Consider the following 14971-nt stretch of genomic DNA (forward strand, 5'->3'; position numbering starts at 1 on the left):
AGGGCTCAGGGTCCACGCTCAGGTGCCCATCGACTCCCATCAGAACCGGGGCTTCCTCCCTTGAGAGGTCGACCCATTGGTCCCCAAACTGCCACTCAGACCGCTCCCGGCCCATGCAATCGGAGACCACGACAACAGTTAGACGCTCGCTCAATTTCATCCCTTTCAGTTCGCAGGTTCAAGAACATCGCGTCAGCCATCTGAGCATCGGAAGAGCCCTACGGCTGCCGCGATTCGAGAGCCAAGACTACTCGCCTCCTGGCAGTACCCGTAGGGCTGCCCTCCCTGCAAATGACCTGAAGCTGAGGGTGTAACTGCGTGGCTTCCTCCCCTCGGACAGAGGGCCTAGGCCACGAGCCATACAAGGTGGGTGTGGGCCCTGATGAGCACCTCCATCTAGCTGCTGGGCGTCCTGTCGATGTTCCGGGGTGTCCAGTACGAAACAGGGCACCTAACCCCAGGAGACCCGCCTCGGCCAGGACGAACGTTCGCACCGCATCGATTGGACGCCACGCCCTCGGTGGCCCTGACTTGGGCGTCATCCTCTAGAAAACCTGGGCATGCACTAGAATCCGCGCCCGACGCATCAACTGTGTGCGCGACTGTGTAAGACGAAGCTCTGCAACGCACCGGTTCTCCTAGGTAAAGTGGTGAAATCGAGGCTTCCTCCTCGTCTCCACCAAAATACGAAGGGCTGCACCGCAAGGTTGCAGCCCTTTTTGTTGCTGCCTCCGGGCGACTTCGCCTCGTCCTCAGGCTTGGGGTTGCCAGATCCAGCTGGCCCTCTAGGGTTTGCCCATTCAACCTCACCGGACACAGGCATGAAGACAGGCGTGACAGTCCTGGCCCAGCAGGCCGCAATGCTCGTTCTGACGGTCGCGGCAGGCACCTGCTGGGCCCAGTACAAGTGCACAGGCACGGACGGCCGGGTGTCTTTTCAGCAACTGCCCTGCCCCGCCAGCGCGTCGACCCAGAAGCTGACCATCAAGCCCGCTGCGGGGGTGCCCGCCGACGCCGGGCCCGCGGCACCGCCCGCTTCCGGCACGTCGGAGATGCAATGGGTGCGCAGCATGGAGCGCGAGAGAAAGATCAAAGAGCAGCAACAGCGCATTGCCGAGACACAGGCCACCATCGACCGCCGCAACCGGCAGATGCAGCAAGAGATGGCAACCATCCGGGACCAGAAGGCAATGGCCAAGAACAACCTGGCCGGCGCCACCTGGGAGCAGAGTCTGAGCACGGAAATGCAGGCTGTGGCCGCCAAGTACCAGGCGCTCAATGAGGCGGACCAGGCCCGCATCAAGCAGATGCAGACCGAGCTTGAGCAGATGCAGCGCGCACCGTAGCCTGCCCAGGCACCGAGGGCCCTTCCCTCGCACGGCAGAACCGGCAACCTGAAACAGAAAAGCCCTGAGTGAAGGGTTCACTCAGGGCTTTGTCGTTTGCACACCGAAGTGTGCGGGTAAGTGGTGGGCCGGGGTCACTCGCACTCTCCTATGGAGCTGTTGCTTTCGTGAGACGAGTTACCCTCAAAGTTACCCTCATCAGTCACAGCAAGCAGCTCAGCCAATGAGGAAACGAAGAAGCCCGCTTAGCGGGCTTCTTCGACTTGATCAGGCCGGGTTAGGCTGCATGCCTGAGCGGAGGAGAAGCATCACTCGGCTGTTCGGCTTCGGCCTGCCGCTGGGTCTGCTCCTCGGCGGCGCCGATCAGCAGCAACTTCATTTCACCCTCAACAAAGCGCTGCAAAGCGTCACGCATTAGCGGCTGATAGCCAATGCCGTGCATCTTCGCCAACATCTTGTAGGCCTCGATTAGACCCTTCGGGAGCCGGATGGAGATGGCCTGCAGCCCGAGCGCTTCATCCACAGCGGCCTCAAGTTCGGCCGGTGCTGCCTTTGCGTTAGCCTGAGTCAGTCCAAGGGCGCCACTCTCCCACGCCTCGGTAGTCCCGCGAATCATGTGTCTATCTTCCATTGTGTTACCTCACAGCAATGACTCAGCGCCCATTGGCGTTGTAGATCGCGACCGCCTCAGGTTCGGGCGGATACGCGGACTTCAAGTGAACATTGCCATCTTTAAGAATGAAGATGATCTTCAGCTCCCTCTCTTGGTTGGTAGGAGCAATGAACCAGAGACTAGGTGGATCAGTCTGGTGGTCTTCTCTGTCATCGACGAGATACATGCCGCACTTGTTTTCAAAGCACTGCTCAACCTCGCGCTTGCTAACGCCATGTTTGCTCTGCAGCTTGGACAGAACATCGGCAGAGACGATCAAGTTCTTCAACGCGACCTCATTGTATATACAAACGTGTAAACAGGCATGCCGTTGATCCTCAGAAGTGCCTAACAACGTGGGGGGATTTCTCAAGCGAGGCGGCGTTGATAGCGCGGGACCCCTGCGCGGAAAGCCGTGCCTGCATTGCGTCAGCCACGGTGAACGATCGCCTCATTCAGTGCCTGCGTGACCTGCTCCAGGTAGTTGCGCTGATGCGTGGAAAGCGCCTTCGTCTCACCGCCTGACGTCCTGAGCATGATGTGAAACATGGTCTTCTGCCCATGCCACCAAGCGGCTGCGAGCGCCAGTAGGACCAGGGCGATGATGTAGTTCGCGCCGAGAAGAAAGACCGCGCCAAAAATGCCAACGAGAAGAGGGCCCACCCGACTGGGCCGCACCTCAACCGGCTTCACAGAGGTCACGTTCCCCATTGCAAAGGTCTGCCCGTCCACGACGAACCGCGCGTTCGTCACCTTGACGCCTTCGTACTCGAAGAAGGTCTTCTCCTCCATGCTCCCCCCAACGTGATCGCAAACTAGGTGTTGCTGAGCGTAAGTGGCATGGAAAGCGGTTCCGCGGCGGCCCGCCCCGTTCGTCATCAACCCGCAGGATGAACTTGTCCTGGATGGCGCACTCAACAGACATCTTCGACCGAATCCACCCGAAATCCCCGGATGAACCTCCTTGGCCCCGCCCTCCTCTGCCTGCCCTTCGCATTCCTGCCGGCCTTCTCTTTCGCCTGGGGTGCCCAACCAAGCCCACTGCGCAATCGCCACTGAGGCCTATGCCCAGCTCTCGCCCAAGGCCCGGGCCGACGTGGACACACTGCTGGAGCTGGAGCCTGACGCCACGCTGGCCAGCATCTCTACCTGGGCCGATGAGCACCGGTCGCCTGCTACGGCCCGGTGGCACTTCGTCAACATCGCCGCGGACGCTGACTGCCACTACGTCGCAGAGCGCGACTGCCCGGGCGGGGCTTGTGTGGTGGGTGCAATCAAGCGCCAGGCCGCGGTCTTCCGGTCTACAGCGTCAACACCGGAGCGCCTGAAGGCGTTGAAGTACCTCGTGCACCTTGTCGCCGACGTGCACCAGCCGCTGCACGCTGGCCGGGCTGCGGACAAGGGCGGCAACCTGTACCAGGTGCATGCCTTCGGCCGGGGCACGAACCTGCACGCGGTGTGGGACTCGGGGCTGGTTCTAGAAGCGCGCAAGCTGTCAGCGATACGAACGGCCCTCTTGAAATTAGAGACAGCGGCCTCAACTGGGGCTCACTGCGCGTGTGGCGAAATCGGTATACGCGCCAACTTGCCCAAGGGCCTTAGATCACGGGCCTTTGGGAAGTTGGTGGGGTGTGAGCCCCATAGGGGTTCGATTCCCCTCGCGCGCACCATTCCCCGTCACGCCCCCTTGCTTGGCGCCATCAGCACGGCGTCCCTTGACAACCCGCACGGGTAATCCGGGATTCTGAGGATCACTTTCGGCAGCCAACTCACGGGCTTGTTTCAGCCGAAGAAAGTCGGCTGGCTAGCCCGCGGTCATGGTCTCCGCTGTGGTCCGGTCCTGGGCGCGGCGCTTCCCGGGCTACCATTCCCATCATGAGCACCGAACAACTCCACGCCAAAGGCCCAAACGGCGAAAGCTGCATCATCGAACGTATCAGCGCCAGCATCGATACGAGCAATCTGAGCGGACGGTCCAGCCTCACCGGTCTTGCATCGTACCGGCTCGCCACGGGCGAACGACTCAACCCAACGGAAGACCCGAAGGTGTTCGCGTCGCTCGACGGGCAGCGCCGATACTCGTTGACCTGAGCCGACACTGGCCGGCCCCGCCTTGAATCGCCCCAAGGACTGACCAAGGCCACCGCCGTCGATAACACTTGAGGCTGCTTCAGCACAACCGAACCGACCATGCCCAGCCCGCCCAAGCCTGTTGCCACGCTCGACTGTCAGACCCTCGACGGCCGCACCATCTTCGTGACGGTCGCCAAGGAAGGACGCCTCTATCACCTATCCGCACCCGGCGAACGATCCCACATTTGCCATCCATCCGTCAGCAGCCTTGACGGTGTCAGGCGAGAGATCTTGCTGGTGTACCGCGCCCGCGTCGTCCCAACGATCTGACATACATGAAGCTCTTTGCTCGAGTCCTCTCGGCTCTCGCCGCGGTTGGTAGCCTGGTGTCGTCCGCACTCTGGCTGATATCAGCCAGCCAGCAGAAGAACGCGGCGTCACTAGCTAGCTCTGCTAGGGCCTGTTAACACAACCGAAGTCCATCGGCGACGAGGACGAAGCTGAGGAAGCCGAGGAACATGACGTCGAGCTTCTCGAAGCGAGAGAAGATTCGGCGGTAGCCTTTGAGCCTGCGGAACAGGCGCTCGACTTCGTTGCGGCGCTTGTACATCTCGCGGTCGTACTCCCAGGGGTCCAGCCGCGTCTTGGGCGGCGGTACAACTGGGATGTAGCCGAAGTCCAGCGCCAGTTGGATCGTTTCGTTGCCCGCGTAGGCGCTGTCCATCAACAGATGCAGCGGCCTGTTCGGCGCACCAAGGCTGGCCAACAGCTCGCGGCCCATCGGACCGTCGCCGGTCTGGCCTGGTGACAGCGCGAAGGTTATGGCTGTGCGAGCATCCGCGGCAACCATATGAACCTTGGTGTTCCATCCGCCGCGGGACTTGCCGATGGCTTGCGGTCCGTTTTTTTGAGCGCACCGGTGCCGTCCGGGTGGACCTTGATGCTCGTGGAGTCGAGTGAAACGGCCTCGATCTTGATGCGCACGACCTGCGCCTTCTGCAGTTCCTCGAACATCCGATCAAGCACGCCCGCCTTGGTCCAGCGATTCATGCGGGTGTAGATCGTGTGCCAGTTACCGAATCTCTTGGGCAATCCACGCCACTTACACCCGTGCTCGGCCACGTACAGGATGGCGTTGACCACCTGGAGATTGCTCAGGCTGACGTTGCCGCGCTGGGTCGGTAGGCAATGTTCGATCTTGGCGAACTGCTCGAGCGTGATTTCCATGCTGGCAGTTTGCCAACTCGAAGCTCATTTGCCAATAGTGTTAACACGCCCTAGTTCGCTAGTCGTGGCCGCGGCATCAGACACCATCAACTCCCAGCAACGCGACCTGCTGATCAACGCAGCCCATGGAGCCTCCACCGCTGCGAATGCACTCGGCATGATCTCAATCGACATGAACCTCTATGCCGCTATCTCTGCGTTCCTCACCGGCGTAGCCGTCCTCCTGATCGCTTTCAAAGATTGAACGCCGGGGGTCTGCCTAGTGGGCAAAATACCCGGAGAGCGGGCCTAGCCGGCTCTCCGGATCATCGAGAATGGGCGCGGCAGCTAGGCCCCCATCCGCAACCCAGAAGACAAGCCGCGTGGGTCTTTCCGGCTGCCGTGGCATCTTCTCCCGCAGAGGAGAAGTTCATGGACCGACGTTGTTTGAAGTGCGACCACCTGAACCGGGCCGCGGACGGTGGTGACCTGGAAGCCTGCCCGAAGTGCGGCGCCATCTACAGCCGGGTCGAGGCGACGGCTGCAGCCAAGGGCATCGAAGCAGTCAGGCGGCCGCGGCGCGAGCCAACCCTGGAGGCCCCAACAGATCCGGCGCCGATCTTCTCCGATCGGGTGGAGTTATCCAGCCCGCACGGCTCGGACCTACAGGCCTATGCAGCAGTCATGCGCGGTCAGTCGCTGTACCCGACCTTCCGCGGCCTGGTGCAGCTTGGGTACTGGGTGGGGATCGTCCTTGCGGTGCTCTGTGCCTTGGCCGGCTTCCTGTCCCCGGTCTTCGGGAGCGGTAGCGACCGGGTTCTGGGGGCCATCGGCGGCGTCTTCTTTGCCCTCTTCTTCCTGATCAGCGCGAAGGTCGCCAGGGAAATGAGCCTCATGCTCGCGGACCTCAGTGATGCTGCGGTGCGGCTGGCGGCCAGGGCGGACAGGTAAGGGGCGCGGCTACCCCTTGAGCGGACATTGTATTGCCGCGGGCTCCCCCTACTTCTTTGTGGACAAGAGAGCCGGTTACCAGCTGGTTAACAGCAGAAACGGGGCCACGACCCACCCTCGGTACGCACCCGGTACGCAGCCAAACCGTGGGTTTGAGCTGGGGCCCTACCGGGCGCTGTTCACGCCCGATTTCGGCCGGCGAACTGCCGGTAATCCATACTGGGACACCGCGCTTCCACGCCACCGTAGAAGCTAGGCAAGCTGAAGGCATGGCTGTAGTGGGCCGGGTCGATCAGCGCTGCCTTCAGCTCCTCGACATCCCTGGCCCCACTGACCTTCATCAGAAAACGAACGAAGGCGGATGCCGGCTTGTAGCTGCAGCACCAATGCAGCATCAGGAAGCGGTGGAGCCCATCGTCATCACCGATGAACGAGAGGTCGCCAAAGTAAAACACCGGTGCGCCCAGCTTTGCCTCCAGCTGCTGCGCAATCGGACGCATCGCTTCCCGCCACGCCAAATAGGGGTGATCATCGGAAGTCGTCCACTCCTCCTCCATTCTGTCGTTCCAGGGCGGGCCCGGCAGGTACTCGAACATGGCGTTGGGCGGTGGCAGCGCGGGCAAGCTCTCCAACGACCAGGGATCGGACCGATTGTCTGGATCGCTGAACATCGGGGTGCGTCTAGCCACCTCGGCCGATTGGTCAAGGAAGTCGAGCAGCGCAGGCGACACTGCGCCACCCTCGGCCGCTGAACCATGCGTTCGATCGTTCTCGGCTCGCAGCCAGGTGGTGAAGTCGGCCACAGGCAGACATTCAGGCGAGTCAGGGACCAAGTAATCGAAGAAGGTGACCCAGCGGCTGTCGTCGATGGCCGTTCGCATCCGGGCGCAAGCGCATTGGGCGCGTGTTTGCGCCACGTCCGCCGCCATGCCGTGATGACGGAGCAACAGCGACAAGGCTCGTTCCGGATCGAGGTAGGGCCGGCGCTGACCAGCTGGTGGCTCCAGCAGGTAGAGGCCCACTTCCCACTCGCGTTCCTGGGGGACGTCCACGATGCCGCTGAGCGACGCCACGTGGCCCGGCTCCACCGCCGAAACCGGCAGCGCGTGCATCAGGGCAGAGAGATCGACCATCGCAGGATTCTGCTGCACATCACGGCTCGTGCGGCCAGCGTGCATAGTCAAGTTGGGTACGGGCGCTGGAGGGTGTGTATTGCTGGGACTCCGGATCAAACCACAGCGCCACGCGGCCCTCCCACTCGCCGTTGCGCTGCTTGTCGCAGATCAGCATGGCGTCGGGCATCGTGTCGTCAATTCGCTTGCCGGTCTGGCGGTCCCGCTCCTTGGGCTTGTTGCGCCACACCAGCAGGAGGTTGTCCACCTGGTCGGTGATGGCACCGGAGCCCTTCACGTCACTCTTGTCGGGCGTATCCCCCTCTGACCCGAGCTTGCGTAGGTGGTGCACCAGGTGGACATGCATGCCGGAATCGCGCGCAATGGCTGTCAGCTCGTCCACGAAGTCCTTCTGGCCGTTGTAGTCGTCTTCGCCTCGCACGCACTTCATGAGCGAGTCCACGACGAAGTGCTGGCACCGGAGTTCGTAGGCCGCATACCGCATGACACCCAGGATCGTCTTCGTGGCCACGGTCCCCTGCTGGTCGTAGAGCCAGAGGCGCCCATCCGTGTAGGCCGCCAGTTGCTCGAAGACCTCACGGTAGGCGTCAAGCAACGCCGGATCGGAGAGGCTACCTTCGGGCAGTCGCGCACCCGAGAACTGCCGTGTCATCCGGTCCAGCGTGCGGCTGGGCTTCATCTCGAAGGAGGCGATGCACACCCGCTGCCCCTGGGCGACCAGCGACAGCGCGGACAACCCGGTCACCTGGCTCTTGCCGTGGCCGTTGACTCCCGCCCACAGGGTGACCTCACCCGGCCTGAACGCAAAGTGGGCGTGCGTCTTGTTCCAAGGCAAGAAGCTCCGGGCCTCCTGCCTGGGTTTGCCCAGGTGTTCGACCATATCGGCAAACCATTCGCGTGCGGGGCGGACCTTCTGACGGGCTTCGGTTTCGGCCATGTAGGCCGCAAAGTCGATCGTGTCCGAAGAAATCACTTGCGCCACGACATCACCCCCTTCGAGTCGATGATCTCGATCGAGTCGGTTTCGCCGCCCGGCCGCGGCACATACACGATACCGATCGCCCGCAATGCACCTGCCAGCGCCAAGGCCTCGACGACAGCATTCACTCGCTGCGGATCTATGCCTTCCACACGGGCCTCAAGACCATGCACCCACCGAAGATCCAGCAGCGCCAGCCGATCTTCCGGCTCGATATGCACATAGGCTTGAGGGGAATGAACGCCATACTCCGCATGAAGCTGTGGCCATTGCTCGGGCCAGCCACTGCCGCGAGCGTCGGTTTCGATCTCGACGCCGTAGAGCGGGACCAATCCCCTCAGACGCATCTGGATTAGCGCTTGATGTCCACGCATCAGAGCACCCCCTGCAGGTCGAGTTGCTGGTGGCTCGCCGTCACACCGGCTGGCTCATCCATCCACCGCCCTCCGTTCAGCCAAGTTGCTGCGTGGGGGACGAAACGCCCCGCCTCCTTTCGCCAGTCAGCGCCCTGGCTTTGCTCTCGGATGGCCTGAAGGATTGCGGCTTGCAGCTGCAGGTCAGGCTTCAGCTTGGTCCATGCCTTGAGCGCTTCCGTAACCGTCCGGCCAACCCACCTTGAATTGCCGCAGCCGGCCCTGGATGCTTGTGTCCACGAACAAATGCGTGGACACATGGACACTTCCCAACCCGATCCCGGTGTGGCGCGGCCACCCAAGCGGAGCTGGCGGCGGCACTGCGATGAGTTCAAGTCGCATGTCATCGCGATGGCCCGCCAAGGCCATGGCTCGGTCGCCGCAGTGGCGCTTGCCAACGGCCTGAACGCGAACATGCTGCGACGCTGGGTGCGCGAGTCGGAGATGGCCGACGATGCATCCGCGGCGACGCGCACCCAGGCCGCCATGAGCCCACCCGCATTCGTGCCGGTGACGCTGGCCGACTTCGGTGATCGAACACCTGCCGCGCCCGAGCCGAGCGCTGCCCCCTCGGCATCCGAACGCGTCACGGTGGAGATCCGCCGCGGCACCACCAGTGTCAGCGCCAGCCTGCCGATGGACGCGCGCAGCGCCGCCTGGCTGCGCGACGTACTGGCTTGAGACGCGCATGATCAAGGTCGATGCTGTGTGGCTGGCCGTACAGCCCCTGGACATGCGCCTGGGCACCGAGGCCGCACTCGCCCGCGTGGTCGGCGTCTTCGGCGCTGCGCACCCGAACCATGCCTACCTCTTCGCCAATCGGCGCGCCAACCGCATGAAGGTGCTGGTGCACGACGGCATCGGCGTGTGGCTGGCCGCTCGCAGGCTCAACGCCGGCAAGTTCGTCTGGCCCGCCGACGCCAGCGCCACGCTGCAGCTGACGCGGCCGCAGTTCGATGCCCTGGTGCTGGGCCTGCCCTGGCAGCGGCTGGGCGATGCGGGGATCATCCGTGTGATCTGAACCACCCTTGCAATTGCCGGATGTGCCGATGCGCAGGGCGCTTCGGCGCGGCAGGATCACGTCCATGATCAGCGCCGAGCAACTGGACACCCTGCAGCCGCAGATGCGCCAGGCCGTGCAGTCGCTGCTGGCGCAGATCCAGCAGCGCGACGCCGAGATCGCCTTCAAGCAGGCGTTCATCGACAAGCTCACGCACGAGATGGCCGTGCTCAAGCGGATGAAGTTCGCCGCCACCAGCGAACGCTTCGCTGCCAGCCTGGCACCCGAGCAAAGGAGTCTGCTGGAGGAGACGCTGGACGCCGACCTGGCCGAACTCGAACGGGAGATCGAACGCGAGCAGGGCCAGGCCGACGACAAGGCCAAGGACAAGACCGAGAAGAAGACGCCCAAGCGCACCCCGTTGCCAGCGCATCTGCCGCGCCGCGACGTGCTGCACGAGCCGGTGGACACCACCTGCAATTGCGGGCAGCCCCTGCAGCGCTTCGGCGAGGACGTGGCCGAGCGGCTGGACTACCAGCCCGGCGTGTTCAGCGTCGAGCGCCATGTGCGTGGCAAGTGGGCATGCCGCTGCTGCGAGCGGATTGTTCAGGCGCCGGTGCCGGCACACGTCATCGACAAGGGCATCCCGAGCGCCGGCCTGCTGGCGCACCTGCTGGTTGCCAAGTTCCTGGATCACCTGCCGCTGTACCGCCAGGAAGCCATCTTCGAGCGCGCCGGCCACCTGATCGCCCGCTCGACGCTGGCGCAGTGGGTCGGCGAGTGCGGGGCGCAATTGCAGCCGCTGGTCAACGCGCTGGCCGACGAGTTGCGCCGCCATGCGGTGCTGCACGCCGACGAGACGCCGGTGGCCATGCTCAAGCCCAAGCACCTGAGCGACGGCAAGACGCACAAGGCCTACATCTGGTCGTACTGCACCACGAGCTTGAACGCGACGAAGGCCGTGGTCTTCCAGTTCACCGAGGGCCGCAGCGGCGAGAACGTTCAGCAGTTCCTCAAGCTCGACACCCCGCGAGCCTGGCAGGGAACGCTGGTTACCGACGGCTTTGGCGGCTACACCGCCACGACGACCAAGGGCGTGACATCGGCGCAATGCATGGCGCACGCGCGCAGGAAATTCAACGACCTGTGGGCCAACCACGCCAGCGCGGTCGGCCACCAAGCGCTGCGCTACTTCCAGGTGCTGTTCAGGATCGAGCGCGAGATCGAGGAACTGCCTGGCGATGAGCGAAGGAAGATACGGCAGCGCAAGTCACGTCGGGTGCTAGCGGTCTTGCATCGCTGGTTGCTCAGACAGCGGCAGTTGGTGCCGCCGGGCTCGGCCACGATGAAGGCCATCGACTACAGCTTCAAGCGCTGGACGCAACTCACGCGCTTCGTGCAGGACGGCGATGTGCCGATCTCCAACAACTGGGTGGAGAACCAGATCCGGCCCATCGCCATCGGCCGCTCGAATTGGCTGTTCGCCGGCAGCCTGCGCGCAGGCCAGCGGGCGGCGGCCATCATGAGCCTGCTGCACTCGGCGCGCATCAACGGGCATGAGCCCTACGCCTACATCAAGAACGTGTTGGAGCGCCTGCCCACGCACCCGGCCAGCCGCATTGATGAGTTGCTGCCGCATCGCTGGAAGCTTGCGGCAGCCCCGTAGCAGCGCGCCAGATCAAAGGAATGCAAATCCGTCCAGGTGAGTTGGCCGGACGGATACGCGCTTCCTGCTTGGCTTTGCGATTCGGATAGATCGCCCAGAAAGACTCAAACCCTTCGGCGCGAGCCACCTGCGTGCCCCCCTCAGTCCTCGATGACGGGTGCCGTCTGCCTCCCGTTGACGGTTCTTGGCGGTTCATTGACGGTTCGGCTGACGTGTGAGTCAGGGGTGCCGCGACCTGGGCGTCAGGGGGTGACGTCCGACGCGTCAGGGTGACTCCGATGTCAGAGGATGCCCTCCGTGTCAGGGGTGACGTGTGTGCCAGGGCTGACGGCTGCGCCAGGGATGACCGCTGCGCCAGGGGTGACCTCTCGGTCAGGGATTCGAGGCAAATCCGATAGCGGTTGGTCCCTCGGGGCCCTTGGTTGAGATGAATTTCCAGCTCTCCGCTAGCCCGCACTGCCGCCAAGAGGCGGTTGGCATGGCGCGGGGTGGTACGGCAACGCGTGGCCAGATCGTTGACGCTCGGCCATGCCCAGCCCGCGGGGTCTGCCCGCTCGGCAATGGCCAGCATCAGTACCAGCTCGGCCCCGCTGTGGCTGGAGTGTGCCCACACGACGGATGACACTTCGACGCTCAAAGCATCCCCCTTCTGTTGGGCCACACGACAAGAAGGCCAGCATCTCGGTCGGCCCGCTCACATTCGCGGATCAGGCGGCACTGGGCTTCGGGCACGAAGTCATGCAGCGCAGCCCAGAAGGTGACGCCATGCGCCTCCCACACCACGGCAAAGAAGCCTGCCCCCTCGATGGCTGCAGAAGCACGCCAGTACCCTTGGATGTGTTCGTAGCCCAGCAGCTCACCACGCAGCCGCCTGAATCGACGCACGGGCCGCTGGGCATCTCCAGACGACCAGGTGCGATTGCATGGGGTTGTGCCGACCATGGCCTCACTCCCCTGCCCCGGCCGACTTGGCCCGTTTCGCGATGGCTGCCGCTGTCGCCTTCTGAGTGGTGGCGAACAGCCGGGCTGCACCGGCGGTGTCTTGCGCGCCCTGCTCGGCCAGTGCCGCCCAATAGGCACGCACGTCCGCCAAGCTCCACCGCGTGCAGCGGGGCCGGCGGATGACCGGCTGAGGCGCGCGACGGGCAGCGACCTCGGCGTGCCACCAGCTCAAGGACATGCTGCCTACTCTGGCAGCCGTGCGTGCATCAATCAGCGCGACGGACGTCAAGTCGTCGCCAATACCCCGCTTGCCTTCGTTTCCGGTCATTTGTGACCCCATTTGTTTCGATGGGGTCATCGTCCTCGCGACGTCCGAAATGGCCTAGGCCCGCACAGTGAGCGGCAATATACGCACAGTGTGTGTCTACAGATCGAGCAACTTTCGATACACCGTTCCAGCCGCCTGCTGGATGCTCTCAGCAATTTCTGAGGCAGCAGCCCTCTTGCTCATTCCGCGAGCCTGGCACGCTTGCCACAGGGCAGGAATCCTCTTGTCTCCCTCCCTGTAGTGCCGATTTTTGATTTCGTTCATGTGAACCGCCGCCGCCTTGTGCACATGCGAAGTACTGCCTTTTGACTCGCCTTCTGGTTGCTTTTCGAGCAATTGCCGCACCAGAGACTTTCGCAGTGCAGACGACGTGTAATCGTGCAGTGCTTCAGAGACGCAAAAGGGATCGCCGCGCTCGAAGCAGGCGGCGGCGGCAATGCCCCGTTCATCGCCTGCAACGGTCTTCATCATCAGCGCCACCGCACGAGACGCCTGCGCACGCTCGTCATAGGCTTGCATCAGCACATCCCGTGCCTCACGGCTCCAGTGCCCTAGGCGAAGGAGAGCACGTTCAGCGTTCGCTAGGGCGTCGGCGTCAGGGTCGCTGTCAAAAACTGCCTCGCCAACTAGGCTTCCCCAGCCCCCCAGCATCCATGCTGCCAGCTGCTTTGCCGTGAAAGGGAACGGTAATGCTGGAGAGCTAAAGGGATAGGGCGCACCTGGCCCTTCAAGGTCACATGCCGGCGCCCAGCTAAAGGGAGTTCCTGGCTCATCAGATATCAGCCATACACCTGTATCGCGGATGTCCAGGTAGCCCGCCCCCATGTCGCCGAGGTACGTCTTCGCGATGATCGAAAACAGCTCGCGTCCATAGAGAGGTTCCGCAGGCTCTCCCTTCTTGGCCATTCACGCCACCTCCTTGAACGGCAGCACCTTGGCTCCTTCGCGCAAGGCATCCAGGTAGTCCGCCCACTGGGTCATCAAGGCCCGCCGCTGCTCAAGATACTGGGTCCGGTTGTAGGCGCGGCCGAGGGCGTCGGGCACTGCGTGAGCCAGTTGCGCCTCAATCACCTCCGGGGCAATACCCAGGCGCTCCGCGGCCATGGTGCGCGCCATGGCACGAAAGCCATGAGCGGTCATGTCGTCATTGCCGTACCCCATGCGGCGCAGCGCACTGCGCACCGTGTTCTCGCTCATGCAACGGGTCTTTGGCGAGGTGACCGACGGAAAGACGAAGGGCGTGGCACCGGTCAGCGGCTGCAACTCGCGCAGGACGGCCACAGCCTGGGATGCCAGCGGCACAACGTGTGGTGGGCCGTTCTCCTTGTCAGCCTTCTTGCGCTTCATCACCTCCCCCGGCACGGTCAGGGTCGCGGTTTCCAGATCCACCCATGCCCACTCCATCTGCCGTAGCTCCCCCGGACGAAGCAGCAACAGGGCCGACAGCGCCAGCGCGGCCCGCGTGACCGGGTGGCCGTTGTAGTCGGCCACGTCGCGAAGGAGTTGGCCGGCCTGCCGGGGATCCACGATGGCGGCCAAGTGTTTGGTCTGGACGGGCGGCAGGGCGTCGCGTAAATCGGCAGCCGGGTTGCGCTGACAGTAGCCTGCCGCGATGCCGTAGCGGAAGACCTGCCCGCAGGCATCCTTGGCGCGGTGAGCCGTCTCGATGGCGCCGCGACCGGTGACTCGGCGCAACACCGCCAGCAGTTCCGGCGCTTCGATATCCGCCAGGGGGCGGGTGCCAAGCCAGGGGAAGATGTCTTGCTCGAAGCGCGTCTCGGTGCGGTTGGCATGGCTGGCGCTCACCTTGGCGCGATGCACCGTGCTCAGCCACTCGCGGGTCACCGCCTCGAACGTGCCAGGCACGGGCAACCCGGCCTCCACGATGCGCGTCACCTCCGCGGCTGCCGCCTTGGTGGACTTGTCGGCCTTGCGGACGTCGCTGGGATCGATCCCCGTCGCGATCTGCGCCTGGGCCTCATCACGTCGCTGGCGGGCCAGCGTCAGGGGCACTGCCGGATAGACGCCCAGGGAGAGCATGGACTGGCGACCACCGAAGCGGTAACGCAGACGCCACCACCCCACTCCCGACGCCTGAACATCCAAGCGGAGCCCTCCCCCATCCGCCAGTCGCTCGCCATTCCCGGTGTCGAGCGCACGCTTGCAGGCCGCACGGATGGCCTTGTCAGAGAGGAGGTTCAGGGCTGCCATGAGGGTAACTCTAGCAGCACCTACCCTCACATAGGGCCACTTACCCTCAAAGCTACCCTCACGGCCCCTGG

The 14971-nt window shown here is 63.6% G+C and carries 19 protein-coding genes, 1 tRNA gene and 1 pseudogene; 10 read left to right on the forward strand and 11 right to left on the reverse strand.

Going from position 1 to position 14971, the window contains the following annotated elements; all coding sequences use genetic code 11:
* Positions 1 to 821 precede the first annotated feature (821 nt).
* Complete coding sequence (locus tag KGA65_RS14735) at positions 822 to 1346, forward strand: DUF4124 domain-containing protein (protein WP_225863868.1); 525 nt, start codon at positions 822 to 824, stop codon at positions 1344 to 1346.
* Positions 1347 to 1623: 277 nt separating this feature from the next.
* Here KGA65_RS14735 and KGA65_RS14740 read toward each other — a convergent pair whose 3' ends face one another.
* From KGA65_RS14740 to KGA65_RS14750, 3 genes are all read right to left on the reverse strand, one after another.
* Positions 1624 to 1977 (reverse strand): CopG family antitoxin, encoded by a 354-nt coding sequence (locus KGA65_RS14740; protein ID WP_225863869.1) that lies wholly within the window; start codon positions 1975 to 1977, stop codon positions 1624 to 1626.
* 22 nt (positions 1978 to 1999) lie between these two features.
* Positions 2000 to 2287, reverse strand: a complete 288-nt coding sequence (locus KGA65_RS14745; protein ID WP_225863870.1) for a BrnT family toxin — start codon at positions 2285 to 2287, stop codon at positions 2000 to 2002.
* A gap of 140 nt (positions 2288 to 2427) precedes the next feature.
* A complete protein-coding gene (locus KGA65_RS14750) occupies positions 2428 to 2790 on the reverse strand; it encodes a DUF6232 family protein (RefSeq protein ID WP_225863871.1) in 363 nt (120 codons plus the stop codon).
* Between the two features lie 232 nt (positions 2791 to 3022).
* On the opposite strand from KGA65_RS14750, the pseudogene KGA65_RS21190 reads away from it, so the two are divergent.
* The 4 genes and pseudogenes from KGA65_RS21190 to KGA65_RS14770 form a co-directional block, all read left to right on the forward strand.
* Positions 3023 to 3481 (forward strand): annotated as a pseudogene (locus KGA65_RS21190) (S1/P1 nuclease); the annotation flags it as partial.
* 70 nt (positions 3482 to 3551) lie between these two features.
* Positions 3552 to 3668, forward strand: a tRNA-OTHER gene (locus KGA65_RS14760).
* A 205-nt stretch (positions 3669 to 3873) separates the two neighbouring features.
* Entirely contained in the window at positions 3874 to 4089 is a 216-nt protein-coding gene (locus tag KGA65_RS14765) for a hypothetical protein (RefSeq protein WP_225863872.1), read from the forward strand.
* 99 nt (positions 4090 to 4188) lie between these two features.
* On the forward strand, positions 4189 to 4401 hold the full coding sequence (locus KGA65_RS14770; RefSeq protein WP_225863873.1) for a hypothetical protein: 213 nt from the start codon (positions 4189 to 4191) through the stop codon (positions 4399 to 4401).
* A gap of 133 nt (positions 4402 to 4534) precedes the next feature.
* Here the strand turns inward: KGA65_RS14770 and KGA65_RS14775 are convergent.
* Positions 4535 to 5298 (reverse strand): IS5 family transposase gene (locus KGA65_RS14775; RefSeq protein WP_225863874.1). Its coding sequence is split into 2 segments (ribosomal slippage): positions 4535 to 4980 and positions 4980 to 5298, totalling 765 coding nucleotides; the frame shifts between segments, so codons are not numbered across the junction.
* Between KGA65_RS14775 and KGA65_RS14780 the strand changes: the two genes are divergently transcribed.
* Complete coding sequence (locus KGA65_RS14780) at positions 5288 to 5542, forward strand: hypothetical protein (RefSeq protein ID WP_225863875.1); 255 nt, start codon at positions 5288 to 5290, stop codon at positions 5540 to 5542. The two genes, KGA65_RS14775 and KGA65_RS14780, sit on opposite strands and share 11 nt — an antisense overlap.
* A gap of 167 nt (positions 5543 to 5709) precedes the next feature.
* Entirely contained in the window at positions 5710 to 6228 is a 519-nt protein-coding gene (locus KGA65_RS14785) for a DUF4282 domain-containing protein (RefSeq protein WP_225863876.1), read from the forward strand.
* Between the two features lie 179 nt (positions 6229 to 6407).
* Here KGA65_RS14785 and KGA65_RS14790 read toward each other — a convergent pair whose 3' ends face one another.
* Genes KGA65_RS14790 through KGA65_RS14800 form a run of 3 tightly spaced genes read right to left on the reverse strand, consistent with a single transcriptional unit; the run spans position 6408 to position 8714 of the window.
* Complete coding sequence (locus tag KGA65_RS14790) at positions 6408 to 7361, reverse strand: hypothetical protein (RefSeq protein ID WP_225863877.1); 954 nt, start codon at positions 7359 to 7361, stop codon at positions 6408 to 6410.
* 19 nt (positions 7362 to 7380) lie between these two features.
* Positions 7381 to 8343 (reverse strand): DnaB-like helicase C-terminal domain-containing protein, encoded by a 963-nt coding sequence (locus KGA65_RS14795; RefSeq protein WP_225863878.1) that lies wholly within the window; start codon positions 8341 to 8343, stop codon positions 7381 to 7383.
* Entirely contained in the window at positions 8331 to 8714 is a 384-nt protein-coding gene (locus KGA65_RS14800; RefSeq protein ID WP_225863879.1) for a hypothetical protein, read from the reverse strand. The genes KGA65_RS14795 and KGA65_RS14800 overlap by 13 nt, the downstream gene beginning before the upstream one ends.
* Before the next feature lie 297 nt (positions 8715 to 9011).
* On the opposite strand from KGA65_RS14800, the gene KGA65_RS14805 reads away from it, so the two are divergent.
* The 3 genes from KGA65_RS14805 to tnpC all read left to right on the forward strand — a co-directional run bounded on the left by KGA65_RS14805 (position 9012) and on the right by tnpC (position 11419).
* Entirely contained in the window at positions 9012 to 9434 is a 423-nt protein-coding gene (locus tag KGA65_RS14805; RefSeq protein ID WP_041025200.1) for a transposase, read from the forward strand.
* Positions 9435 to 9441: 7 nt separating this feature from the next.
* Positions 9442 to 9774, forward strand: coding sequence for an IS66 family insertion sequence element accessory protein TnpB (gene tnpB, locus KGA65_RS14810; protein WP_024100067.1), 333 nt, complete (start codon positions 9442 to 9444; stop codon positions 9772 to 9774).
* 64 nt (positions 9775 to 9838) lie between these two features.
* Complete coding sequence (tnpC, locus tag KGA65_RS14815; RefSeq protein WP_024100066.1) at positions 9839 to 11419, forward strand: IS66 family transposase; 1581 nt, start codon at positions 9839 to 9841, stop codon at positions 11417 to 11419.
* Positions 11420 to 12052: 633 nt separating this feature from the next.
* On the opposite strand, the gene KGA65_RS14820 is transcribed toward tnpC, so the two are convergent.
* The 4 genes from KGA65_RS14820 to KGA65_RS14835 form a co-directional block, all read right to left on the reverse strand.
* Positions 12053 to 12361 (reverse strand): hypothetical protein, encoded by a 309-nt coding sequence (locus KGA65_RS14820; RefSeq protein ID WP_225863880.1) that lies wholly within the window; start codon positions 12359 to 12361, stop codon positions 12053 to 12055.
* Positions 12362 to 12365: 4 nt separating this feature from the next.
* Positions 12366 to 12689 (reverse strand): hypothetical protein, encoded by a 324-nt coding sequence (locus tag KGA65_RS14825; RefSeq protein WP_225863881.1) that lies wholly within the window; start codon positions 12687 to 12689, stop codon positions 12366 to 12368.
* Positions 12690 to 12785: 96 nt separating this feature from the next.
* Positions 12786 to 13595: a hypothetical protein gene (locus KGA65_RS14830; RefSeq protein ID WP_225863882.1), complete on the reverse strand. Its 810-nt coding sequence runs from the start codon at positions 13593 to 13595 to the stop codon at positions 12786 to 12788.
* Positions 13596 to 14900: a tyrosine-type recombinase/integrase gene (locus KGA65_RS14835; protein ID WP_225863883.1), complete on the reverse strand. Its 1305-nt coding sequence runs from the start codon at positions 14898 to 14900 to the stop codon at positions 13596 to 13598. It lies immediately after the preceding gene.
* Positions 14901 to 14971 lie beyond the last annotated feature (71 nt).

The organism is Ideonella benzenivorans, assembly GCF_020387415.1.
Taxonomy (GTDB): domain Bacteria; phylum Pseudomonadota; class Gammaproteobacteria; order Burkholderiales; family Burkholderiaceae_C; genus Ideonella; species Ideonella benzenivorans.